This window comes from Nonomuraea sp. NPDC048826 (assembly GCF_043198225.1).
GTDB lineage: Bacteria > Actinomycetota > Actinomycetes > Streptosporangiales > Streptosporangiaceae > Nonomuraea.
This window is the reverse complement of sequence record NZ_JBICUQ010000005.1, coordinates 593,195-613,972: the sequence shown is the minus strand read 5'-3', so window position 1 is coordinate 613,972 and position 20,778 is coordinate 593,195. Positions and strand designations below refer to the sequence as shown.

Annotated in this window: 20 protein-coding genes; 12 read left to right on the top strand and 8 right to left on the bottom strand. The window is 71.5% G+C overall.

Going from position 1 to position 20,778, the window contains the following annotated elements:
* Window positions 1–29: 29 nt before the first annotated feature.
* The gene (locus ACGFI7_RS21150) at window positions 30–491 is read left to right on the top strand and encodes an ArsR/SmtB family transcription factor (RefSeq protein WP_393406840.1); all 462 of its coding nucleotides are present in this window, start codon (window positions 30–32) and stop codon (window positions 489–491) included.
* Between the two features lie 7 nt (window positions 492–498).
* Here the strand turns inward: ACGFI7_RS21150 and ACGFI7_RS21145 are convergent, their stop codons facing one another.
* Window positions 499–1,977: a cobyric acid synthase gene (locus ACGFI7_RS21145; protein ID WP_393406837.1), complete on the bottom strand. Its 1,479-nt coding sequence runs from the start codon at window positions 1,975–1,977 to the stop codon at window positions 499–501.
* Between the two features lie 81 nt (window positions 1,978–2,058).
* On the opposite strand from ACGFI7_RS21145, the gene ACGFI7_RS21140 reads away from it, so the two are divergent.
* The 3 genes from ACGFI7_RS21140 (at window position 2,059) to ACGFI7_RS21130 (ending at window position 3,140) form a co-directional block, all read left to right on the top strand.
* The gene (locus ACGFI7_RS21140; RefSeq protein ID WP_393406835.1) at window positions 2,059–2,640 is read left to right on the top strand and encodes a helix-turn-helix domain-containing protein; all 582 of its coding nucleotides are present in this window, start codon (window positions 2,059–2,061) and stop codon (window positions 2,638–2,640) included.
* Between the two features lie 19 nt (window positions 2,641–2,659).
* Complete coding sequence (locus tag ACGFI7_RS21135; RefSeq protein ID WP_393406833.1) at window positions 2,660–2,842, top strand: hypothetical protein; 183 nt, start codon at window positions 2,660–2,662, stop codon at window positions 2,840–2,842.
* 64 nt (window positions 2,843–2,906) lie between these two features.
* Entirely contained in the window at window positions 2,907–3,140 is a 234-nt protein-coding gene (locus ACGFI7_RS21130) for a hypothetical protein (protein ID WP_393406831.1), read from the top strand.
* On the opposite strand, the gene ACGFI7_RS21125 is transcribed toward ACGFI7_RS21130, so the two are convergent.
* On the bottom strand, window positions 3,124–4,065 hold the full coding sequence (locus tag ACGFI7_RS21125; protein WP_393406829.1) for a cobalamin biosynthesis protein: 942 nt from the start codon (window positions 4,063–4,065) through the stop codon (window positions 3,124–3,126). The genes ACGFI7_RS21130 and ACGFI7_RS21125 overlap by 17 nt on opposite strands.
* Before the next feature lie 21 nt (window positions 4,066–4,086).
* On the bottom strand, window positions 4,087–4,869 hold the full coding sequence (locus ACGFI7_RS21120) for a phosphotransferase (RefSeq protein ID WP_393406827.1): 783 nt from the start codon (window positions 4,867–4,869) through the stop codon (window positions 4,087–4,089).
* Window positions 4,870–5,167: 298 nt separating this feature from the next.
* Here ACGFI7_RS21120 and ACGFI7_RS21115 point away from each other — a divergent pair, with 298 nt between their 5' ends.
* The 8 genes from ACGFI7_RS21115 to ACGFI7_RS21080 are packed head-to-tail and all read left to right on the top strand — an operon-like array spanning window position 5,168 to window position 15,069.
* Window positions 5,168–6,343, top strand: a complete 1,176-nt coding sequence (locus ACGFI7_RS21115; RefSeq protein ID WP_393406825.1) for a Gfo/Idh/MocA family protein — start codon at window positions 5,168–5,170, stop codon at window positions 6,341–6,343.
* A gap of 14 nt (window positions 6,344–6,357) precedes the next feature.
* Window positions 6,358–8,049 carry an ABC transporter substrate-binding protein gene (locus ACGFI7_RS21110; protein ID WP_393406822.1) on the top strand — a complete coding sequence of 564 codons (1,692 nt, stop codon included), beginning with the start codon at window positions 6,358–6,360 and terminating at the stop codon, window positions 8,047–8,049.
* Window positions 8,050–9,054 (top strand): ABC transporter permease, encoded by a 1,005-nt coding sequence (locus ACGFI7_RS21105; RefSeq protein ID WP_393406819.1) that lies wholly within the window; start codon window positions 8,050–8,052, stop codon window positions 9,052–9,054.
* Window positions 9,051–9,896, top strand: a complete 846-nt coding sequence (locus ACGFI7_RS21100; protein ID WP_393406817.1) for an ABC transporter permease — start codon at window positions 9,051–9,053, stop codon at window positions 9,894–9,896. The genes ACGFI7_RS21105 and ACGFI7_RS21100 overlap by 4 nt, the downstream gene beginning before the upstream one ends.
* Window positions 9,893–10,864, top strand: coding sequence for an ABC transporter ATP-binding protein (locus ACGFI7_RS21095; protein WP_393406815.1), 972 nt, complete (start codon window positions 9,893–9,895; stop codon window positions 10,862–10,864). Before ACGFI7_RS21100 ends, ACGFI7_RS21095 begins: the two co-directional genes overlap by 4 nt.
* Window positions 10,857–11,843, top strand: coding sequence for an ABC transporter ATP-binding protein (locus ACGFI7_RS21090; RefSeq protein ID WP_393406813.1), 987 nt, complete (start codon window positions 10,857–10,859; stop codon window positions 11,841–11,843). The genes ACGFI7_RS21095 and ACGFI7_RS21090 overlap by 8 nt, the downstream gene beginning before the upstream one ends.
* The gene (locus ACGFI7_RS21085) at window positions 11,840–13,717 is read left to right on the top strand and encodes a hypothetical protein (RefSeq protein ID WP_393406811.1); all 1,878 of its coding nucleotides are present in this window, start codon (window positions 11,840–11,842) and stop codon (window positions 13,715–13,717) included. Before ACGFI7_RS21090 ends, ACGFI7_RS21085 begins: the two co-directional genes overlap by 4 nt.
* The gene (locus ACGFI7_RS21080) at window positions 13,714–15,069 is read left to right on the top strand and encodes a glycoside hydrolase family 20 protein (RefSeq protein ID WP_393406808.1); all 1,356 of its coding nucleotides are present in this window, start codon (window positions 13,714–13,716) and stop codon (window positions 15,067–15,069) included. Before ACGFI7_RS21085 ends, ACGFI7_RS21080 begins: the two co-directional genes overlap by 4 nt.
* Here ACGFI7_RS21080 and ACGFI7_RS21075 read toward each other — a convergent pair.
* Genes ACGFI7_RS21075 through ACGFI7_RS21055 form a run of 5 tightly spaced genes read right to left on the bottom strand, consistent with a single transcriptional unit; the run spans window position 15,066 to window position 20,773 of the window.
* Window positions 15,066–16,793 (bottom strand): CocE/NonD family hydrolase, encoded by a 1,728-nt coding sequence (locus tag ACGFI7_RS21075; protein ID WP_393406805.1) that lies wholly within the window; start codon window positions 16,791–16,793, stop codon window positions 15,066–15,068. The two genes, ACGFI7_RS21080 and ACGFI7_RS21075, sit on opposite strands and share 4 nt — an antisense overlap.
* 23 nt (window positions 16,794–16,816) lie before the next feature.
* The gene (locus ACGFI7_RS21070; protein ID WP_393406803.1) at window positions 16,817–17,755 is read right to left on the bottom strand and encodes an MBL fold metallo-hydrolase; all 939 of its coding nucleotides are present in this window, start codon (window positions 17,753–17,755) and stop codon (window positions 16,817–16,819) included.
* A complete protein-coding gene (locus ACGFI7_RS21065; protein WP_393406800.1) occupies window positions 17,752–18,666 on the bottom strand; it encodes an alpha/beta hydrolase in 915 nt (304 codons plus the stop codon). The genes ACGFI7_RS21070 and ACGFI7_RS21065 overlap by 4 nt, the downstream gene beginning before the upstream one ends.
* 4 nt (window positions 18,667–18,670) lie before the next feature.
* Complete coding sequence (locus ACGFI7_RS21060; RefSeq protein ID WP_393406797.1) at window positions 18,671–19,804, bottom strand: FAD-dependent monooxygenase; 1,134 nt, start codon at window positions 19,802–19,804, stop codon at window positions 18,671–18,673.
* Between the two features lie 15 nt (window positions 19,805–19,819).
* On the bottom strand, window positions 19,820–20,773 hold the full coding sequence (locus tag ACGFI7_RS21055) for a phosphotriesterase (protein ID WP_393406795.1): 954 nt from the start codon (window positions 20,771–20,773) through the stop codon (window positions 19,820–19,822).
* Between the last annotated feature and the right edge of the window lie 5 nt (window positions 20,774–20,778).

Here is a 20,778-nt window from a genome sequence, read left to right as displayed (position 1 = left end):
ATTCCGGTTTTCCGGGATATCTTTCGCTGGTGACGACGATCGAGGAGCGCGTGGCCGCGCTGGAAGCCCGGGTCGCCGCCCTCGAAGGCACCCCGGCCGAGCCCGGCGGCGACGGCGAGGAGACGGGCAAGCTGGTGTACGGCGGGCACGCGACGTTCGGCGACCGCCGGGTGACCTGGGAGATGGCGCGGCCACCCGGCTGGCTGGTGGAGCAGCCGCCCGGCCCGTTGGCGGCCGTGCTGGCCGCGGCCGGCCACCCGGCCCGGCTGCGCATCCTGCAACTGCTCGCGCAGGGCCCGCGGGCCGTCGCCGACCTGCAGAGCGAGCTGTCGTCGGCTTCGCAGGGGCAGCTCTACCACCATCTCAAGACCCTCGGCTCGGCCGGGCTGGTCGAGCAGCCGGAGCGCGGCGTCTACCGGGTCACGCCACCGGCGATCTTCCCGGTGCTGGCCATGCTGGCGGCTGCCACGGACGTGGTCCGCCCGCGGTGACGGGCGCTCACCGGCCTCCCGGCGGCAGCGCCGGCACGTCGGGCGGGCCGTTCGCGATCAGGTCGAGCAGCGCGTCCGTGTCCAGGTGCCGTTCGACCAGGTCCCCGAGCGCGTCCAGGCTCCGCTCGCGCAGCAGGGCGAAGTCGGTGGCCGGGTCGGGCACGAACGCGCGGCCCGCCCGCCGGGCCACGTCCGTCAGGAAGGCGCGCCGGAACGCGTCGTTCTCCAGCGCGCCGTGCCAGGTCGTGCCCCACACGTTCGCGACGCGGCAGCCGTCCAGGAACGGCTCGCCGCCCTCCACCGTCGCCCGTCCGTGGTGGATCTCGTACGCGCGCACCGGATGCCCGTACGCCTGCCCGGCCGGTCTGCCGAGCACCTTGTCCGGCCCGAACACCACCCGCGCGGGCAGCAGCCCGAGCCCGTCCACCCGGCCCGCGCCGGACTCGACCTCGTCCACGATCTCCCGCGCGAGCATCTGGAAACCGCCGCAGACGCCCAGCACCGGCCCGGTGCGGGCGGCGAGCGCGGCCGCGAGCCCGCGCTCGCGCAGCCAGGCCAGGTCGGCGACGGTGGCGCGGGAGCCGGGCAGCACCACCAGGTCGGCGTCGTCCAGTTCGGCCGGGCCGGTGACGAACCGCACCACCACGCCCGGCTCGGCGGCCAGCGCGTCGACGTCGGTGAAGTTGGACACCCGGGGCAGCCGCACCACCGCCACCCGCAGCGTCTGCCGCCCGTGGGGCCGCCCGGTCTCCACCCGGCGGCCGTCGAGGGCCAGCGAGTCCTCGGCGTCCATCCAGAGCCCGTCCAGCCAGGGCAGCACCCCGTACACGCGCCGCCCCGTCAGCTTCTCGATCATGTCGAGCCCCGGCCGGAGCAGCTCTTCGGCGCCTCTGAACTTGTTGACCACGAACCCGGAGATCAGCGCCTGGTCCTCGGCGTCCAGCAGCGCGACCGTGCCGTGGAAGGCGGCGAGCACGCCTCCCCTGTCGATGTCGCCGACCACGATCACCGGCAGGTTCGCCGCCCTGGCCAGGCCCATGTTGGCGAGGTCGCCCGCGCGGAGGTTGATCTCGGCGGGGCTGCCCGCGCCCTCGCACACCACCACGTCGTAGGCGTTCCTGAGCCGGTCCAGCGACTCCAGCGTCGCGGCCCGCAGCCGGTCGCGGAGCGTCCCGTACTCCATCGCGTCCACGTCGGTCAGCGGCCGGCCCATGAGCACCACCTGGCTGCGCCGGTCGCTGCCGGGCTTGAGCAGGATCGGGTTCATGTCGGCCACCGGCTCCAGGCCGGCGGCCCGGGCCTGGAACGCCTGCGCCCGGCCGATCTCGGCGCCGTCCGCGGTCACGTACGAGTTGAGCGACATGTTCTGGGCCTTGAACGGGGCGACGCGGACGCCCCGGCGGGCCAGCCAGCGGCAGATGCCTGCCGTGACGACGCTCTTGCCGGCGTCGGACGTGGTGCCCGCGACGAGCAGTGCCCCTCTCACGGGCTCCACCGTAACGGTGACGCCGCGCGAAGATAGGAAAGAAAAGTTGCGCAATATAATTTTCCTATCTACGGTGGAGTCATGGAGAGCAGGCGCATCACCGACGTCGACACCCTCAAGGCCCTGGCCCACCCGCTGCGCCTCAAGCTCTACCGCGCGCTCTACCAGGCCCGGGTCGCCACCGCCTCACACCTCTCCGACCAGGTCGACGAGGCCGTCTCCCTGGTCAGCTACCACCTGCGCAAGCTGGCCGCGCACGGCGTCATCGAGGAGGCCGAGCCGCAGAGCAGCGACGGCCGCGAGCGCTGGTGGCGGCTCACCATGCCCCGCTACAACGTCCGCGACCAGGACTTCAGCGACGCCCCCGAGCGGGCTGCCGCCTACACCGCGTTCGTCCGCACCGCCTTCCACGACCACGTCGAGCTGTACGAGCGCTATCTCGACGAGCAGGCGACCTGGTCGCCCGAGTGGCGGGAGGCCGCCTTCAGCTCCAAGACCCTGGCCGACCTGACCCCCGACGAGTTCCACCAGCTCAACCAGGAGCTCCTGCAGGTGGTCAGGAAGTGGCAGTCGCGCAGCGAGGCCGCCGTCGAGGCCGGCGACACCGAGGGCCGCGAGAACGTCAACGTCCACATCCACGGATTCCCCACCCGCCGTCCCTGACCCGAAGGGGGTCATGACCATGCATCCCGACATCCACCTGCGGCTCACGGAGATCCGCGGCGCCGAGTTAAGAGAGCATGCCGACCGGTGGCGCGCCACTCGCGACCGGCGGACCACAGTGAGCTGGCGCGTCGGCTGGACCCTCGTCGAGCTGGGCTTGCGTCTCGTTCACCGCACTCCTCCGCATATTCAGCAGATTTGATCAGGTTCGCGGGTGTATCAAGTGACGGGTCCCTCACTCCATGAGGTTGTCGAAGGAGGCTCTCGTGGAACCCGCAGACGGCCGCGTCATTCTCTTCCTCATCATCGCGATCGCGCTGTTCATCGCCGGGCGCCGCTATCAGACGCTGGTCGCCACCCGTCAGGCGTGGCGTGACGCGATGCGGCTGGTCACCACCCGCAAACAGGTGGCCGCCAGCGCCACCAAGTCGATGCTGTGGATCGCCGTGATCACCGGGTTCGTCCTCTGGCTGGTCACCAACCTCAACCGGATGATGTGACCCGCCGCCGCACCGCCCAGGCGGCGAGCACCGCCGCGCCGGCCGCCGCCAGGCTCACCGCCTTGGTCAGCCGGACCGCGCGCCGGATGTCGCCCACCTCCGGCCGGGGCCCGTCGCCCATGGTCGGCCGGTGCTCCACCCTGCCGCCGTACACGTTCGCGCCGCCGAGCGTGACGTCCAGCGCGCCCGCGAACGCCGCCTCGCACCGCCCGGCGTTCGGGCTCGGGTGCCGGTGTCCGTCCCGGCGCAGCACGGCCAGCGCCCGGCGCCGGTCCGGCGCGGCCAGCACGGTGATCAGCCCGGTGAGCCGGGCGGGCACGTAGTTGGCGGCATCGTCCAGCCGCGCCGCGGCCCACCCGAACCGCTCGTACCGGGGCGACCGGTGGCCCACCATGGCGTCCAGCGTGTTGATCACCCGATAGGTCAGCAGGCCGGGCACCCCGGCCACCACCCCCCAGAACAACGGCGCCACCACCGCGTCCGAGGTGTTCTCGGCCAGCGACTCCACCGTCGCCCTGGCCAGCTCCGGCGCCTTCAGCTCCGACGGGTCGCGCCCGCACAGGTGGGGCAGCCGCTCCCTGGCCGCCCGCAGATCCCCGGCCTCCAGGGCGGCGGCCATCCGGGCGCCCTCCCTGGCCAGCGTGGTGCCGCCGAGCACCGCCCAGGTGGCGGCCGCGGTCAGCGCGGTGCGCGCCAGCGGGCCGCGGGCCCGCTCCGCCAGCAGCCCGGCTCCGGCCGCCGCCCCGACGCACACCGCCACGTACCCGGCGCCGTTCGCCCGGGCGTCCGCGTACAGGGCCTTCTCCAGCCGGGACGCGGCGCGCCCGAACAGCGCGACCGGATGCCCTCTCCTGGGGTCGGCGAAGACGGCGTCGAGCAGCACTCCGAGCGCCAGCCCCGCGGCGCGGTCAGACCAGACAGACATGCGGGACATCCTCCCGCACGCTCACACGAGGGAGGGTCGCAGCCCGTCCTCGTGCGCGTCGAGCCAGGCCGAGGCCCGGCGGATCCGCTCGCCCGCGCCGCCGGCCCACATGCGCGCCCATGTCCCGCCGTCGGCCGCGCGCGTCTTCATGACCGCGTACGAGCGATGGAACCGCAGCCGCGCCAGCTCCAGCAGCCGCCGCCGCTCCCTCGACGGGATGCCGTACGCGTCGCAGAACAGCCGGAGCCGCTCCCCCACGTCCACCCGGCGCAGCAGCGGATGGCGGTCGACCGGATCGGCGATCGGCGCCCAGTGGCGCAGGGTCGTCACCACGTCGAACAGCCGCGTCGTCGGCCGGGCCTGGTCGAAGTCGATCAGCGCGTACGGCGATCCGTCGGCGAACACCACGTTGGCCGGTGTCAGGTCGCAGTGGCCGATCACCTCGGGCGGGGCGTCGTCGTTCGACCCGTCGCCCCAGCCGCCGCCGGTGAGCGGGAACCCCTCGGTCGCGTCGTGATACGCGCGCAGCAGCCGCGCGAGCTCCGCCAGCGCCTCGTCCGTGACCGAGGCCAGGCTCACCCCGGTCGTGCCCGGCAGATAGGTGAGCATCTCGCGGCCCAGCGCGTCGAACCCGAGTACGCGCGGCGCTCCGCCGAAGCCGGTCGCTTCGAGGTGGCGGAGCAGGGCATGCACGGCAGGCGTCGACGACCCCGTCGGCCTGCGCACCGTGTCACCGACGCGGACCACGCCGTCGGTCACGTCCCCGCCCTGCAGCGGAATCTCATGCAGGAGCGTCGCGAACATGCCACGACAGCTTAGACCCTTCCGCGACGCCTTCGCCTGGGGTTTTGATCCTGTTATACGGCAGAACGGCCTCTTATTACGCAACCTTCTTTCTCAATAGAGGCCGTCCCTGCTCCCCGGGACCACCCTCCAGCAGATCCACAAGCAGTTATTTGTTAACTGACTTGGAAAAATCTGTCACAGGATGGTCACAGAAGCATCGCGTGCGCGCATCTTCTGTCGTTTTCTGTCCAGTAATGGTTACTTCCGTGCATAAATCAACGCTAGCCTCCTCCCGCACCCGTCAGAAGGAGGCTCAGTGGAAGACCTGCGCGTAGGAGTCGTGGGCCTCGGTCTGCGGGCCACGCTGGCCGTCGCCGCCCACCGGCCGGGACGCGGATCGGTCGTCGCGGCCGTCTGCGACACCGACCCCGACGTGCTCCGGCGCCGGGCCGCCGAGTTCGGCGACCCGGTGGCCGTCACGGACTACCGGCGCCTGCTCGACCGCGACGACCTGGACGCGATCGTCGTCCTCGCCCCCGACGACACCCACGAGCGGATCGCGCTCGACTGCCTCGACGCCGGCAAGGCCGTCTACCTCGAGAAGCCGATGCACATCACGGTCGAGGGCTGCGACGCCATCCTGCGCGCGGCCCGCGCCACCGGCACCCGCCTCTACGTCGGCCACAACATGCGCCACATGGGCGTGGTCCGGACCATGCGCGACATCATCGGACGCGGCCTGATCGGCGAGCCGAAGACCGTGTGGGTGCGGCACTTCGTGTCCTACGGCGGCGACTACTACTTCAAGGACTGGCACGCCGAGCGCGAGCGCACCACCGGCCTGCTGCTGCAGAAGGCCGCGCACGACCTCGACGTCGTGCACTGGCTGGCGGGCGGGTTCACCGAGCGGGTCAACGCCTTCGGCGATCTCATGCTCTACGGCGAGCTGCCCCGGCGGGCCCCCGGGACGCCCCGGCCGGACGGCTGGCTGCGCGCGTTCGACTGGCCGCCCGCCCGGCGCCGCGACCTCAACCACCACATCGACGTCGAGGACGTCAGCGTGATGAACATGCGGCTGGACAACGGCGTCATCGCCGCCTACCAGCAGTGTCACTTCACGCCCGACTACCACCGCAACTACACCGTCATCGGGACGGAGGGCCGCCTGGAGAACTTCGGCGACCGCCCCGGTGACACGGTCAAGGTCTGGAATACCGGACCGACCGACTACCGGGACGACTGCGACATCGCCTACAAGGTGCCCGCAGCGGACGGTTCGCACGGCGGCGCGGACGCGCAGATCATCACCGAGTTCTGCCGGTTCGTGCGGGAGGGCGGTCACACCGACACCTCTCCCGTGGCCGCCCGGATGAGTGTCGCCGCCGGTTACGCGGCCACCCTCTCGCTGCGCGACGGCGGCATGCCGTACGACGTGCCGCCGCTGGATCCGGAACTGGTCGCCTACTTCGACAACGGTCAGGTCCACGTCTAAAAGGAGCATCTCCCATGTTCAACGTCAGATCCTCCATCACCGCGGGGGCACTCGGTCTGGCACTGCTGCTGACCGCGTGCTCGCCCGGCACGGCGGGCGGGACCCAGGAGACCGGCGCCGGCTCCACCGGCGGGGCGGCGGACTCGATCAGCCTGCGGGTCAACAACGCCACCACGTACTCCCGCAACTTCAACATCTACTCCCCCTCCACCGACATCGCGCCGCAGATCAGCCTCATCTACGAGCCGCTGGTGCGCCGCAACGTCTTCAAGGGCGGCCAGCTGGAGCCGTGGCTGGCCGAGTCGTGGGAGTGGAGCGACGGCGACAAGACCGTCACCCTGAAGCTCCGCACGGACGTGAAGTTCTCCGACGGCACCCCGATGACCAGCAAGGACGTCGCCTTCACGCTGAACATCCCGCTGAAGCACCCCGAGCTGAACACCGGCGGCCAGACCTACGTCTCGGCCGAGGCGACCGACGACCACACCGTGGTCGTCAAGTGGAAGAAGCCCGCCCAGCTCGACTTCTACCGCTTCGCCCTCGGCGTCACCGGCTTCGCGCCCCGGATCGTGCCCGAGCACATCTGGAAGGACCAGGACCTCAAGACCTGGACGAACCCCGACCCGGTCGGCACCGGCGTGGCCAAGCTCACCCAGTTCACCCCGCAGCAGTTCACCCTGGAGACGCGCGAGGACTACTGGGGCGGCCGGTTCCCGATGAAGACGATCAAGATCGTCGCCACCGGGTCCGACGACCAGACCAAGGCCCGCCTGCTCAAGGGCGACATCGACTTCGCCACCATCTCCTGGCCGAACGCCGAGCAGGAGTACATGGCCCGCAACCCGAAGACCAACGTCTACAAGACGTTCCACACGGGTGGCGAGGAGTCGCTGCTGTTCAACATGGACAAGGCGCCCTTCGACGACGTCAACGTGCGCCGCGCGCTGGCGATGAGCCTGGATCGTTCCAGCCTGCTCAAGCTCGCCCCCACCGGCCAGGAGCCGGCCAACGCCTGCGGCCTGGAGCCCGCGGTGTACGCCGACTTCATGGCGCCGGAGTGCAAGCAGCAGGCCCTCGACGCCGAGGGGGCCAAGAAGGCGCTGGCCGACGGCGGCTGGACCGTCCAGGACGGTCAGCTCGCCAAGGACGGCAAGACCTACCCGCTGAGCGTCAAGGTCGTGCAGGAGTACGCCAACTGGATGGCGTACGGCAAGGGCATGCAGGACCAGTGGAAGACCAACCTGGGCCTGGACGTGAAGGTCACCGCCGTGCCCGAGGAGAACTACGACCCGCAGCTCAACGACGGCGACTACGACATGGCCCTCTACTGGACCGGCGGCTCCAACGGCCTGTACTCCGTCTTCACCGACCAGCTCGACCCCGAGACGTACGTGCCGATCGGCAAGGACGCCCAGTACCAGAACCAGGGCCGCTGGAAGGACGAGTCCACCGGGCCGCTCCTCGACCGGCTCCGCACCACCGTCGGCGACCCTGAGGCGCAGAAGGAGATCGGCTACCAGCTGCAGAAGGTCGTGCTGGACCAGGTGCCGTACTCCCCGATGTTCACCGCCGACTGGTTCATCGAGATGAACCAGGCCCGCTGGGTCGGCTGGCCCGAGGCGGGCAGCACCCAGCACGTCCCGCACAGCGGGATCGGCCCGGACATCGTGCTGACCCTCAAGGGCCTCAAGCCCGCGGGCGCTTAGATGAAGCAGGGCAGGTGGCGTTTCCTGACCAGGCGGGTGGGCTTCTACCTGGCCACCGCCTGGTCGGCGATCACGCTGAACTTCCTCATCCCCCGGCTCATGCCGGGGGACCCCGCGTCCGTGATCGTCAGGCAGTTGCAGAGGCAGTCGGGCGAGTCCGTCTCGCCCGAGACCGTGGCGGCGATCCAGAAGCTGTTCGGCGACCCTCGGGCCGGTCTTCTCCAGCAGTACGGGGACTATCTCGTCAGCATCGCCCGGCTCGACTTCGGCCTGTCCGTCAGCCGCTTCCCCACCCCGGTGGGCGAGCTGCTCGGCGCGGGCCTGCCGTGGACGCTGCTGCTGGTGGGCACCACCACGGTGATCGCCTTCCTGCTCGGGACCGGTCTGGGGATCGCCGCCGGCTGGAAGCCCGGCGGGCGGCTCGACGGGTTCCTGTCGCCCATGTCGACGTTCCTGAGCGCGCTCCCGTACTTCTGGGTGGCGCTCATCGCCCTGTACGTGTTCGGCCTGGTGCTCGCCTGGTTCCCGCTGGGCGGCGGTTTCGACCCCGACCTGTACGGCAGGCCGGGCTTCCTGGGCAGCGTCCTGGAGTATCTGGTGATGCCCGCCACCACGATCGTCTTCTCCGCCTTCGGCGGGTGGCTGCTCGGCATGCGCAACATGATGGTCACCGCGGTCAGCGAGGACTACGTCCTGCTCGGCAAGGCCAAGGGGCTGTCCACCGGGCGGGTCATGTTCCGGTACGCCGCGCGCAACGCCCTGCTGCCCAGCGTCACCGGCTTCGCCATGGCGATCGGCGGGGTGCTCGGCGGGGCGCTGCTGACCGAGATCGTCTTCTCCTATCCGGGGATCGGCTACCTGCTCTACGACGCGGTCAGCAAGCGTGACTACCCGCTGATGCAGGGCGTCTTCCTGCTGACGACGCTCACCGTGCTGCTGGCCAACTTCGTGGCCGACTCCGTCTACGTGATGATCGACCCGCGCACGAGGGAGGCAGGCCGATGAAGGTCCGCGTCGGCATCGGCATCATCGTCTTCTTCGCGGTGATCGCGGTCATCGGCCCGTGGCTCAACGACCTGATGGGCATCGGGCCCTGGAAGATCGACTACGACGCGATCAGCCAGCCGCCCGGCGGCGGCCACCTGCTCGGCACCACCAGCCAGGGCACCGACGTGCTCGCCCAGGTGATCGCCGGGACGCGCAACTCGATGGTGGTCGGCGCGGTGGCCGGCGTCATCGGCATCGTCCTGGCGGTCGTGGTGGGCGTCACGGCCGGTTTCTTCGGCGGCAAGATCGACGCGGTGCTGTCGTTCCTGACCAACATGTTCCTGGTCCTGCCCGTGCTCCCGCTCACCCTCATCGTCGCGGGCTACGTGCAGGACACCGGCCCGATCACGATCGCGCTGATCATCGGGCTGTTCGGGTGGGCGCCCGGCGCCCGGACCCTGCGGGCGCAGACGCTCTCCCTGCGGGGCCGCGACTTCGTCATGGCGATGCGGATGCTCGGCGAGACCAAGGCCCGGCTGATCTTCGTCGAGGTGCTGCCGCACCTGGCCGGCTGGATCTCCGCGATGTTCCTGCACCTGGTGCTGGGCGCGGTGCTGGCCGAGGCCGGGCTGGCCTTCCTCGGCATCTCCTCGGCCGACACCGTCAGCTGGGGCACCATCATCGACCAGGCCAGGCAGGTGGCCCTGCTCAACGGCATGTGGTGGTGGTTCGTGCCGCCCGGCCTGTGCATCGCGCTGCTCGGCACCGCGACCGGGCTGGTCAACTTCGGCATCGACGAGGTCATGAACCCTCGCCTGCGCACGGCCGACATCAAGGCGATGAGAAAGGCGCTCGCATGATCTTGGATGTCAAAGGGCTCGACGTCGACTACATCTCGGCCAAGGGGACCGTACGGGCCGTCAACGACGTGAGCTTCCAGCTCCGGCGCGGCGAGATCCTGGGCGTCGCGGGCGAGTCGGGCTGCGGCAAGTCGACCCTCATCATGGCGCTCCTGCGGCTGCTGCGCCCGCCCGCGGCGCTGACCGGCGGCGAGGTGTGGCTGCACCCGCGCGACGGCGAGCCCGTCGACCTCGCCGCAAGGACCGACCGGGAGCTGCGCAAGCTCCGCTGGAACAAGATCGCCGTGGTGCTGCAGAGCGCCATGGACGCGCTCAACCCCGTGGCCCGGCTGAGCGCCCAGTTCGCCGACGTGCTGCGCGCCCACGGCTACCGCGACGTCGGCACGCGCACCGCCGAGCTGCTGGAGATGGTCGGGATCTCACCCGACCGGGCCAGATCGTACCCGCACGAGATGTCCGGCGGCATGCGCCAGCGCGCGATGATCGCCCTGGCCCTCGCCTGCGAGCCGGAGCTGGTCGTCATGGACGAGCCCACCACCGCCGTGGACGTCGTCATGCAGCGCCAGATCCTCGCCCAGATCCTCCAGCTCCGCGAGCGGCTGGGCTTCTCCGTCGTGTTCGTGACGCACGACCTGTCGCTGCTGGTCGAGCTGGCCGACCGGATCGCCATCATGTACGCCGGGCGGATCGTGGAGATCGGCGATGCGGCCGGCATCTACTCCGACCCGAAGCACCCGTACACCAAGGGCCTGCGCGACTCGTTCCCGCCCCTGCGCGCGCCCGTCACCAAGCTGAGCGGCATCCCCGGCAGCCCGCCGGCGCTGCGCGACCTGCCGGTGGGGTGCGCGTTCGAGCCGCGGTGCGCGAGCCGGTTCGGCGCCTGCGCCGACGTGCGGCCGGAGCTGCTGCCGGTGGGCGGCGGCCTGGCGGCCTGCCACCTGCACGACCGAGAGAGGGCGCATGTCTGAGACCCCGATCCTCGCCGCGGAGGACGTGACCAAGCACTTCGAGGCGCGCGACGGCGTCGGCAAGCATGTGACGGTCCGCGCGGTGGAGAACGTCACGCTGCGCCTGTACAGGGGCCGGATCGCCGCGCTGGTCGGCGAGAGCGGCAGCGGCAAGACCACGCTGGCCCGGCTGCTGGCCCAGTTCTACCCGGTGACCTCCGGGGAGATCCGGCTGCACGGCGAGCCGGTGACCGGGCCGGACAAGCGGTTCGCCGGGGAGGTGCAGCTCGTCTTCCAGGACCCGTTCGCCTCGCTCAACTCGCTGCGCCGGGTGGAGCACAACCTGCGCAGGGCGTTGAAGCTGCACGCGCACCCGGCCGCCGACGAGCACGTGCACGAGCTGCTCGGCAAGGTCAACCTGACCCCGGAGGCGGAGTTCGCGCGCAAGCTGCCGCACGAGCTGTCGGGCGGCCAGCGGCAGCGGGTGGCCATCGCGCGGGCGCTCGCCGTGCGGCCGTCGGTGCTGCTGGGCGACGAGCCGATCTCGATGCTGGACGTGTCGATCCGGCTCGACGTGCTCAACCTGCTGGCCCGGCTCAGGGACGAGGAGGGGCTGGCGCTGCTCTACATCACGCACGACATCGCCAGCGCCCGCTACCTGTCGGACGACATCTTCGTCATGTACGCGGGCCAGATGGTCGAGGGCGGCCCGGCCGAATCGGTCATCCAGCAGCCGAAGCACCCGTACACGCAGCTGCTGATCGACTCCTCGCCCGACCCCGAGCGCGCCGCGGGCAGCGCGGCCTTCACCGCCACCGCCAAGCTCGGCGAGCCGCCCAGCCTGGTCGACCCGCCGCCCGGCTGCCGGTTCCACCCGAGATGCCCGTTCGCCAAGGCCCAGTGCAAGACGGAGTTCCCGCCGCGCGTCGAGTTCCCCGACGGCGGCTGGACGAACTGCTGGCTGCACGCCGAACGATCGGAGACCGAGCCGACCGCATGACCTATCACCTGCGCTACCAGCTGCTGCCCGGACAGGATCCCGTGGAGCTGGCCCGCTACTGCCTCGACCACGACGTCGCCGAGGTGGTGCTGATCTACGGCTCCGAGGAGCTGCACGCGGGCCACCCGGCGGGCGCCGCCGAGGACGCCTGGTTCGAGCACGTCGCCGAGGCCAAGCGGGTGCTCGACCGGCACGGCGTCGGGGCGAGCCTCAACCCGTGGGTGACGGTGGGGCACGCCGACCGGGGACGCGTTCAGGACCTCGGCTTCGCGCCCATGGTCTCGCCCTCCGGTGAGGTGTCCACCGCGACGGCGTCCTTCGCCTGCCCGGCCTGGCGCGACTGGCTGGCCGGTCACTACGGGCGCTTCGCGGGGCTCGGCTTCCGGGTCCTGTGGCTGGAGGACGACTTCCGCTTCCACAACCACGCGCCGCTGACCTGGGGCGGCGGGTTCGAGCCGGAGATGCTGGCGCGCTTCGCCGCGCTGGCGGGCGCGGAGGTCGGCCGCGAGGAGCTGGTCGCGGCGATCACCGCCGCCGGCCCGCCGCACCCGTGGCGTGCGCTGCTCCAGCGGACCTGGCGCGAGGCCCAGCTGGAGGCGCTCGACGCGGTCCGGCGGGCGGTGGCCGGGCGGGCGAAGCTCGGGCTGATGAGCTCCGGGCTGGGCGTGGCCTCGGTCGAGGGGCGCGACTGGGCCGCGCTGTTCGAGCGCGTCGAGGCGCACCGGCCGCACTTCGCGCCCTACGGCGACGTCGCGGCGAGCGCGCTGTCGTCCTCCATCGCGATGCTCGAACTCCAGCGGGCGACCCGCCCGGCGGACGTCGAGGTGGCGCCGGAGATCGAGAACTGGACGCACACCGAGTGGAGCAAGTCCGACACCCAGACGTGGTCGGAGATGCTGGCGGCGCGGCTGTCGGGGGCCGACGGGCTGCTGCTCGACCTGCATCCGTTCGTGACCGGCGACCCGCGCCGCTACCCGCGGATCGGCGAGCTGCTCGACCGGTCGCGCCCCGCCGTCGCGTTCGCCGGGGGCCGCGACCTGGAGACGCACGGGGTGGGCGTTCCCTGGTGGCCGGAGACGGCCGCGCGGGTGCCGGGCGACGGCACCCTCGACGGGCTGGCCGCCGACCCGCTGCGGGCGGCCGGTTACCTGCTCTCGTACGGCGTCCCGATCCGGGCCGGGATCGCGCCGGTCACCGCCCTGTTCGGCGAGGTCGCCTGGGGAGTGCCGGACGACCGGATGGAGGAACTGCTCTCCGGCGGGGTGCTGCTCGACGGGCTCGCGGCGCGCATCCTCACCGAGCGCGGCCACGGCTCGCTGCTCGGCGTCCGGGTCGAGGAGGTGGTGGCCAGGTCCACCCCGTCGCCGCGGCCGTACAGCATGGAGCGGATCGGCGACGGCGGCGGGCTGCTGAGCGTGAACGTGCAGCCCGCGATGGCCCGGCTGACCGCCGCACCCGGCGCGGAGGTGTGGACGCGGATCCTCACCCCGCGCGGCGAGCCGTGGGGTGACGGGCGGGTCGCGTACGTCAACGCGCTCGGCGGCCGGGTGTTCACCCTGGCGGCCGGCGCCCCCGAGCGGCTGGGGCGCTGCGACGACGGCCAGGCGCTGGCGCAGCGCGCCGTCCGGTTCCTCGGCGGGACGTTCCCCCTGGTGACCGGCGGGCCGCACCTGATGCCGCAGCTGGCCAGGATCGGCGGCCGGTGGCGGCTGGCGGTCGTCAACGGCTCGGCGGACCCGGCCAGGCCGGTGCTGTCCGGGGTGCCGGAGGAGGCGGCGGCGACCCTGCTCGCGCCGCTGGCCGAGCCCCGGCGGGTCAACGCGGCGGACGTGGAGCTGCCGCATCGCGGATATCTCATCCTGGAGTGGTCATGAACGAACAGCCCGTGGTGGTTCCCGCGCTTCAGGAGTGGACCGGCGGGACCGGCGAGTTCCGGCTCGGCGGCGGCACGCGGGTGGCCTCGGAGGCCGCCCCCGGGCTGGCCCGGCGGCTCGCCGGAGAGCTCGGGGCAGCGTACGGGGGCGCCGGCGGCGACATCGTGCTCGCTCTCGCCCCGTCGGAGCACGGCCCGGAGAGCTACCGCCTGGAGATCTCCGCTGACCGGATCCTGGTCACCGCGCCGCGCGTGGCCGGGCTCTTCTACGGCACCCGCAGCCTGCTGCAGATCCTGGGCCCGCGCGGCACGGCCCCCGCCGGGGTCGCGGCCGACTGGCCCGACTATCCGGTCCGCGGCTACATGCTGGACGTCGGGCGGCGCTGGGTCACGCCGGAGACGATCCACCGGCTCATCCGGCTGATGGGCGCGTTCAAGCTCAACGAGCTCCAGCTGCACCTCAACGACAACGAGATCAAGCCGCCCGACGGCGACTGGAGCCGCGCGGTCTCCGCGTTCCGGCTGCGCTCGGACGCCTTCCCCGGCCTGGCCGGCCCCGAGTCCTACACGCGGGCCGACTGGGACGGCTTCGAGGAGGTCGCCGCCGCGCACGCGGTCACGATCGTGCCGGAGATCGACGCGCCGGCCCACGCGCGGGCGTTCATCGCCTACGACCCGTCCATCGGGCACGACGGCGGGAACTCCGACCACCTGGACCTGGCCAACCCGGCGGCGACCGAGCTGGTCAAGGCGGTGTTCGACGAGTTCGTGCCGTGGTTCCGCGGGCCCGCTGCGCACTTCGGGGCCGACGAGTACTACCAGAGCAAGGAGCTGTGGAAGCGGTTCTTCAACGACATGGCCGCGCACCTCCGGTCGCTGGGCAAGCAGCCTCGCGCCTGGGGCGGCTTCACCCGGCTCTCCCCCACCGGCGACGCCACCGGCTTCGACCCGGACGTGGTGGTCAACAGCTGGAACAACGGCTTCTACGGGCCCGAAGGGGCCGAGGGTGACCCGTACCCGCTGATCAACAGCAACGACGACCTGCTCTACATCGTCCCCGAGGCCGACTACTACCGGGGCCAGGGGCTGGACGGCGAGTGGCTCTACGCGCACTGGGAGCCGCACGTGTTCGCGGACGGGCAGCGCCTCGACCCCGGCGACCCGCGGCTCCTCGGCGCGATGCCCGCCCTGTGGAACGACCTCGTGCACGCCCCGTACACCGAGGAGCGGATGTACGAGCTGATCGAGGACACCGTGGGGGTGCTCGCCCAGAAGATGTGGAGCGCCGGCCGGTCGGCCCTGCCCTACCCGGACTTCCGGGCGGAGGCCGCCCGGATCGCGCGCGGGGTCTAGGCCCCTTCCGCGCGCCTGGTGAACGGCAGCACCAGCCGGGACGGGTGGGCGGCGTCACGGTAGATCTTGTGGGTGACGGGGCGGCCCACCGGCAGGTGGAAGGCGTCCGGCGGCAGCAGCGCGTTGTGCGCGTCGGCCGGCGGCTCGCCGTTCGACAGCTCCGCCAGCAGCCGGTGGCCCGGCCGGAAGGTGGCCGCGAACGGGTAGAGCCGCAGGACGTACTCCTCGATCGTGCCGGGCTCCACCGGCACGGCCCGGGTGTGCGGGTGGTACGGATCGCCCTCGGTGGTCCGCTCCTCGTCCAGCTCCCGGTGCGACGCCTTGAGCATGCCGGTGGTGACGAGCCGGCGGCCGCCGTCCGGCGCGACGTCCCACAGGCGCATGATGAAGTTCGTGTCGGGCTGGTCGATCTCGGCGAACAGGTGCGCCGCGCCGGAGCCGATCAGCTCGGTGGGCTCCTCGAACGGGTCGGTGCTCCAGCCGATGATCTGCACCTTGTCCGTCACCGTCAGCGGCGGCTGGTAGAAGCCGTCGGGGGCGGCGTGCTCGGCGCCCATCAGCTCGGGCTCGCGGGAGAGCTTGTGCCGCGTGCGCAGGTAGAGCGGCTGATAGTCGATCTCCTTCGGCGGCCACTGCTCGGCGGTGACCACCTGGCGCGAGCCCTCCACGAAGACGCTCACGGCCGGCTCGTCCATGATCCCGTTGTCGACGCCCTTGAGCCAGTACTCGTACCAGCGGAACATCTTGTCGTGCTCCTCGATCCAGGGGCGCGACTGCATCGGCGGGTAGGAGCCGATGTCGAGCTTCTTCGGCCCCTTCAGCACCTCGAACAGCTCGACGTGGCCGTCCACGGTCCAGCCGCGGCCCTGGTCGATCTGCAGGTAGACCGGGACCTCGATGTTCCTGGCGAGGTTGATCGGGTTGCGCTCCTCGTACCAGTCGCCGTCGAGCGGGTTCATCACGATGTCGAACCAGAACTCGCGGTTCCTCGGGTACTTCAGCACGTGCACCAGGTTCGGCCACGCGGCCACGTCGGGGTCTCTGAGCCGCTCCTCGACGAGCTCGCTCAGCTCGTCCGGCGCGTACACCTCCCGCATGCGGGACTTGACGTTCGTGTGCGCGATGCCGGAGTCGCCGCCGCGGCCCTCGCGGGCCGCCCGCGGCATGAACCACATGATGCCGCCGTGGTACGTGGTCTCGTAGAAGTCGAAGTGGCCGCCGCTGACGAAGATCGCCTTCAGGTGCGGCGGCCGCTCGGCCGCGGCGAGCACCTGCATCGACCCGAAGTACGAGATGCCGATCATGCCGACGTTCCCGTCGCACCAGGGCTGGGCGGCGACCCATTCGACGACGTCGTACAGGTCCTGACTCTGCGGGACGCCGCCGGCGTTGTAGTTGCCGATCATCTCGCCGCCGGAGTCGCCGGTGCCCCGCATGTCGCCGATGACGTGGACGTACTCCTCCTTGACCACGCGCGCGATGTCGCCGGCCTCGATGCAGCCGTCCCACATCGGGCTGGGGCGGCGCTGGGGCGGCGTGGTGAGGGCCAGGGCCTGCAGTTCCTTGCCGTAGGCGCTCATCGCGATCAGGGCCGGCCGCGGCTTGTCCTCCGTGCCGTGGTAGGCGTCCGCGGCGAGGGTGACCCCATCGCGCATCGGCACCCGCAGGTCCTTGCGCACGGCGATCTGCTGCCCGCCCGCCTGGATCGTCTGGAAGTCAGCCATGGTGGGTAGTTCCTTGTCCTCTTTCAGGATTTCTGATCGAAGTACGTGCGATATCCGTGCATGGAGGTGAAGAACGGCGACGGCTCCAGCGTGGGGTCACCGGTGTAGCCGAGGCTCTCGGCGACCGGGGCGAACGGGGAGTACGGCGAGTCCGTCTCACGCAGGCCGTCCTGCAGGCAGCGGCAGGCCGCCTCGCCGACCCCCGCCTCGATGTCCAGGCTCTCCTGGATCGCCTCCCGCGCCTGGCCGGCGTCGAGTTCGACGCCGTACGCGACCCCGTCCGCCCGACGGTACGGATGCCCGAGATACAGGTGCCGCGGCCGGACCTCGTCGCGCAGGTGCCGCAGGCCGGCCCGGTACGCGATCGGGTCCGCGTAGCCGGGGAAGCCGTTGGCCGCCCCGTGGACCTGGACCGCGTCGCCGACGAACACGTCGTCCTGGCCGTCGATCACATAGGCCACCGAGCCCGGCGTGTGCCCCGGGATCGCGTGCACCGACACCGTGACGCCGCCGCCGAGCGAGAGGGTCTCGCCGCCCCGGACCAGCACGGCCGGCTCCATCTCGCCCGAGATGACCGCCTCGGTGGCGGCCGCCACCTTGGCCGCGCCTTCGGGATCGTTCAGGTACCGGCCGCGGCCGCCGAGGTACTCCGCCACGTGCGCCCGGCGCGAGCGCAGCATCGGCGCGTCGGCCTCGTGGATGACCACCCGCGCGCGCCGGCCGGTCAGCTCCCACAGCGCGTGCGCGCCTCCGACGTGGTCGATGTGGCCGTGGGTCAGCAGGATCCAGCGCACGTCCTCGATCCGCCGGCCGATCGCCTCCAGCGCGGGGGCCATGCCCTCGGCGGGCGAGGACGCGATCCCCGTGTCGACGACGGCCGGCTCGGGCGCGTCGAGATAGAAGCTGTACAGCCCGAACCGGCCCCACGGCGAGACCAGGGGGTGCACGGCCACGGACGTCATGACGCGCCCTCGATGAAGGCGGCCGTCTCCGCGAAGACCCGGTGATACTCCGGGATCCAGGAGAAGTGCTGCACGAACCCGTGGTTGGCGCCCGCGTACCGGCTCACCTCGGCGTCGACCCCGGCCTCCTGGAGACGCCGGCCGTACAGCTCGCCCTCGTCGCGCATCGGGTCGAACTCGGCGGTCACGATCAGCGCGGGCGGCAGCCCGGCGAGGTCGGCCCGCTTGATCGGCGAGACCCGCGGGTCGGCGGGGTCGGCGCCGCTGTCGAGGTAGAAGGCGTTGAACGGCTTCAGCCCCGCCGTCTCCAGCCCGTAGCCGACGGCGTTCTCACGCAGCGAGGCGTAGCGGTCGATGTCGAAGTCGAGGTCGAGCGACGGGTAGTACAGCACCTGGTGGGTGATCCGGTCGAAGCCGTCGTCGCGCGCCAGGCCGGCGACGGCGGCGGCGAACGTGCCGCCGGAGCTGTCACCGGCGACGGCCAGCGTCGTGCCGTCCCAGCCCAGGTCCTCGCCATGTTCGGCGGCCCAGCGGACCACGGCGTAGCAGTCGTCGAGACCGGCGGGGAAGGCGTGCTCCGGCGCCCGCCGGTAGCCGACGGACACGACCTTGAGCCCGGTCTCCGCGGCCAGCGACCGCGCGACGTGGTCGTGGGTCTCCAGGCTGCCGAGGAAGAACGCGCCGCCGTGGAAGTAGACCAGCAGGCCGTACGTCGCGGACTCGACCGGCGTGTAGATCCGCACGGGGACCTCGCCCGCCGTGGTGTCCTCGACGGCGTGCAGGGGCAGGCGCTCCGCCACCGGCGGGACCTGCGCCTCCTCGGCCGCGCGCATGGCGACCGGGTCGAGCGGGCCGGGCGGCGGGGCCGGCAGGGTGGCGAGCACCCGGGCGATGTCGGGGTGCGGCGGCACGGCGTCAGCCCTCCGGGTGCTGGGGCGCGGGCTGCTGGGAGGCGGGCTTCTGGCCCGGGAAGACGTCGTCGATCTCGTCCTCGGTCCAGCCCTGGCGGGAGATCCGCTGCAGCTCGTCGGTGACCGGCTTGCGGGCGGCCTGGTAGCTCGCCAGCGCCTCCTTGACGGAACCGGCCTCCTTGAGCGCGTCGGCGAGCGCGCCCGCGTCCAGGATCGCCGAGTTCGCACCCTGGCCCTGGTGGTGCAGCATCGAGTGGGCCGCGTCGCCGACGAGGACGACGGAGTCGGAGTGCCACCTGTCGACCGGGTCGATGTCGTAGACCGCGCGGCAGTTGACGGCGTCCATGTCGAGGTCGCGGGTGATGTTCACGATCCGCTCGTCGAAGCCCTCGACGGTCCTCAGCAGGTCGTCCTTGGTGATCTTCGGCGCCCAGGTGGGGTCGGGACACAGGGCGGTGACGTCGAACGAAACCTGGTCGCGGTGGCGCAGCGGCAGGAAGTAGACCTTCGTGCCCCGGCCGATGTACATCCGGAAGTTGTCGTCGACGGCCATCCCGTGCGCGTCGTCGACGGAGATCACCACCCGGTAGGCGTGCTCGCCGGAGAACACCGGCTGGTTGTCGCCGAACAGCTGGGCGCGCACGACCGACTTGATGCCGTCGGCGCCCACCACCAGGTCGGCGGTGGCCGACGTGCCGTTGGCGAAGGTGAGCCGGGCCCGGTCGCCCTCGTCCTGGACGCTCTCCAGCTTGTGGCCGACGTGCACCATGCCCTCGGGGAGCACGCTCACGAGCGCCTCGATGAAGTCCCCGCGGTGGATCAGGTGGGTCTTCTGGCCGAACACGTCGATCTCCGGCCAGGCCTCCTTCATGATCGGGTCGCCGGTGGCGCTGAGGATCTCGAAGTAGTCGCTCGGCGAGCTCACCCTGGCGATCGCGTCGAAGATCCCCCACTGGCGGAACCGGTCCATGGTGGACGGCCGCAGGCCGATGCCGGCGCCGACCTCACGGATGCCGCTCGCCTGCTCGTAGACGTTGACGGTGGCGCCGAGCAGGCTCAGCGCCTTGGCCGCGGCGGCTCCGGCGTATCCCGCGCCGACCACGGCGATGTTCAGGTTCCTCAGGTCCGAGGGCTGCATGTTTCTGGTCCCTTGTCAGTTCTGGATGGTCAGGAAGTCCGCGGGGTTGTCGACGAAGACGGTGGTGATGGCCGCTTCGTCGAGACCGGCGGCGCGCAGGTCGGGGATGAGGTCCTCGAAGATGTAGTTGACCGTGTGGCCCTTGACGCCGGGCCAGCCCAGCGGGCTGCAGTTCGCGTCGGCCGAGGCCAGCACCTTGCCCAGGTGTCCCTGCCTGATGAAGCGGAGGAAGTGGCCGAGCCGCTCCTTGCGCGGGCGGGCCCAGAAGGGCGGGTCCTCCAGCTCGGTCTCGTAGCCGAAGGTGTCGAACCCGATCCGGCCGCCTTGCTCGGCGATCCAGGTGTCGCGGGTCTTGTCGGCGTTCACCCCGTCGTCGACGTGCCCGAACAGGACGCGGTCGAGCGGGAGGCCCTCCTCGTGGAAGATGGCGATCGCGTTCTCGGCGTCGATCGCCAGATGGGTCATGACGGGCACGCCGGTGGCCAGGGCGGCACGGGCGGCGGCACGGTAGATGCGCTTGTCGAGGTCCGTCATGCGGCCGCCGCGGCTCACCCCGACCTTGATGATCCCGGCGCGGCCGCCGCTGCCGCCGATGCCGACGGTGATCTCGTGCACGAAGTGCGCGGTCAGGTACTCGACGCTCGCCCGGGCGAAGAACGGCAGCGCGGTGTCGCCGCCGACGAAGCCGGTGCTCGCCACGATGTGCACGCCGGTCTTGGCCGACAGCGACCGGTAGTAGTCGACGTCCCGGCCGTTGCAGATGCCGGTCGCGTCGACGAACGTGCCGCCGCCGTACTCGTGGAACCGGCGCAGCTTCGGGACGGTCTCCTCGTACCGCTGCTCGGGGCTCTTCCACCATTTGGTGTCCAGTTCGGAGCCCGGCATGCCGTAGCCGATGTGCTCGTGGACGGCCACGACACCCAGCTCTTCGGCCGGGACGGTTCCCAGAACGGTGTTCACTCTCGACACAACGC

Bases quoted from the DNA above. Each gene is read 5' to 3' on its own strand.
- ACGFI7_RS21100 (WP_393406817.1), top strand. From the start codon at position 9,051: ATGAAGGTCCGCGTCGGCATCGGCATCATCGTCTTCTTCGCGGTGATC.
- ACGFI7_RS21140 (WP_393406835.1), top strand. From the start codon at position 2,059: ATGGAGAGCAGGCGCATCACCGACGTCGACACCCTCAAGGCCCTGGCC.
- ACGFI7_RS21060 (WP_393406797.1), bottom strand. From the start codon at position 19,804: ATGCAGCCCTCGGACCTGAGGAACCTGAACATCGCCGTGGTCGGCGCG.
- ACGFI7_RS21095 (WP_393406815.1), top strand. From the start codon at position 9,893: ATGATCTTGGATGTCAAAGGGCTCGACGTCGACTACATCTCGGCCAAG.
- ACGFI7_RS21120 (WP_393406827.1), bottom strand. From the start codon at position 4,869: ATGTTCGCGACGCTCCTGCATGAGATTCCGCTGCAGGGCGGGGACGTG.
- ACGFI7_RS21080 (WP_393406808.1), top strand. From the start codon at position 13,714: ATGAACGAACAGCCCGTGGTGGTTCCCGCGCTTCAGGAGTGGACCGGC.
- ACGFI7_RS21070 (WP_393406803.1), bottom strand. From the start codon at position 17,755: ATGACGTCCGTGGCCGTGCACCCCCTGGTCTCGCCGTGGGGCCGGTTC.
- ACGFI7_RS21110 (WP_393406822.1), top strand. From the start codon at position 6,358: ATGTTCAACGTCAGATCCTCCATCACCGCGGGGGCACTCGGTCTGGCA.
- ACGFI7_RS21125 (WP_393406829.1), bottom strand. From the start codon at position 4,065: ATGTCTGTCTGGTCTGACCGCGCCGCGGGGCTGGCGCTCGGAGTGCTG.
- ACGFI7_RS21090 (WP_393406813.1), top strand. From the start codon at position 10,857: ATGTCTGAGACCCCGATCCTCGCCGCGGAGGACGTGACCAAGCACTTC.
- ACGFI7_RS21085 (WP_393406811.1), top strand. From the start codon at position 11,840: ATGACCTATCACCTGCGCTACCAGCTGCTGCCCGGACAGGATCCCGTG.
- ACGFI7_RS21135 (WP_393406833.1), top strand. From the start codon at position 2,660: ATGCATCCCGACATCCACCTGCGGCTCACGGAGATCCGCGGCGCCGAG.
- ACGFI7_RS21075 (WP_393406805.1), bottom strand. From the start codon at position 16,793: ATGGCTGACTTCCAGACGATCCAGGCGGGCGGGCAGCAGATCGCCGTG.
- ACGFI7_RS21105 (WP_393406819.1), top strand. From the start codon at position 8,050: ATGAAGCAGGGCAGGTGGCGTTTCCTGACCAGGCGGGTGGGCTTCTAC.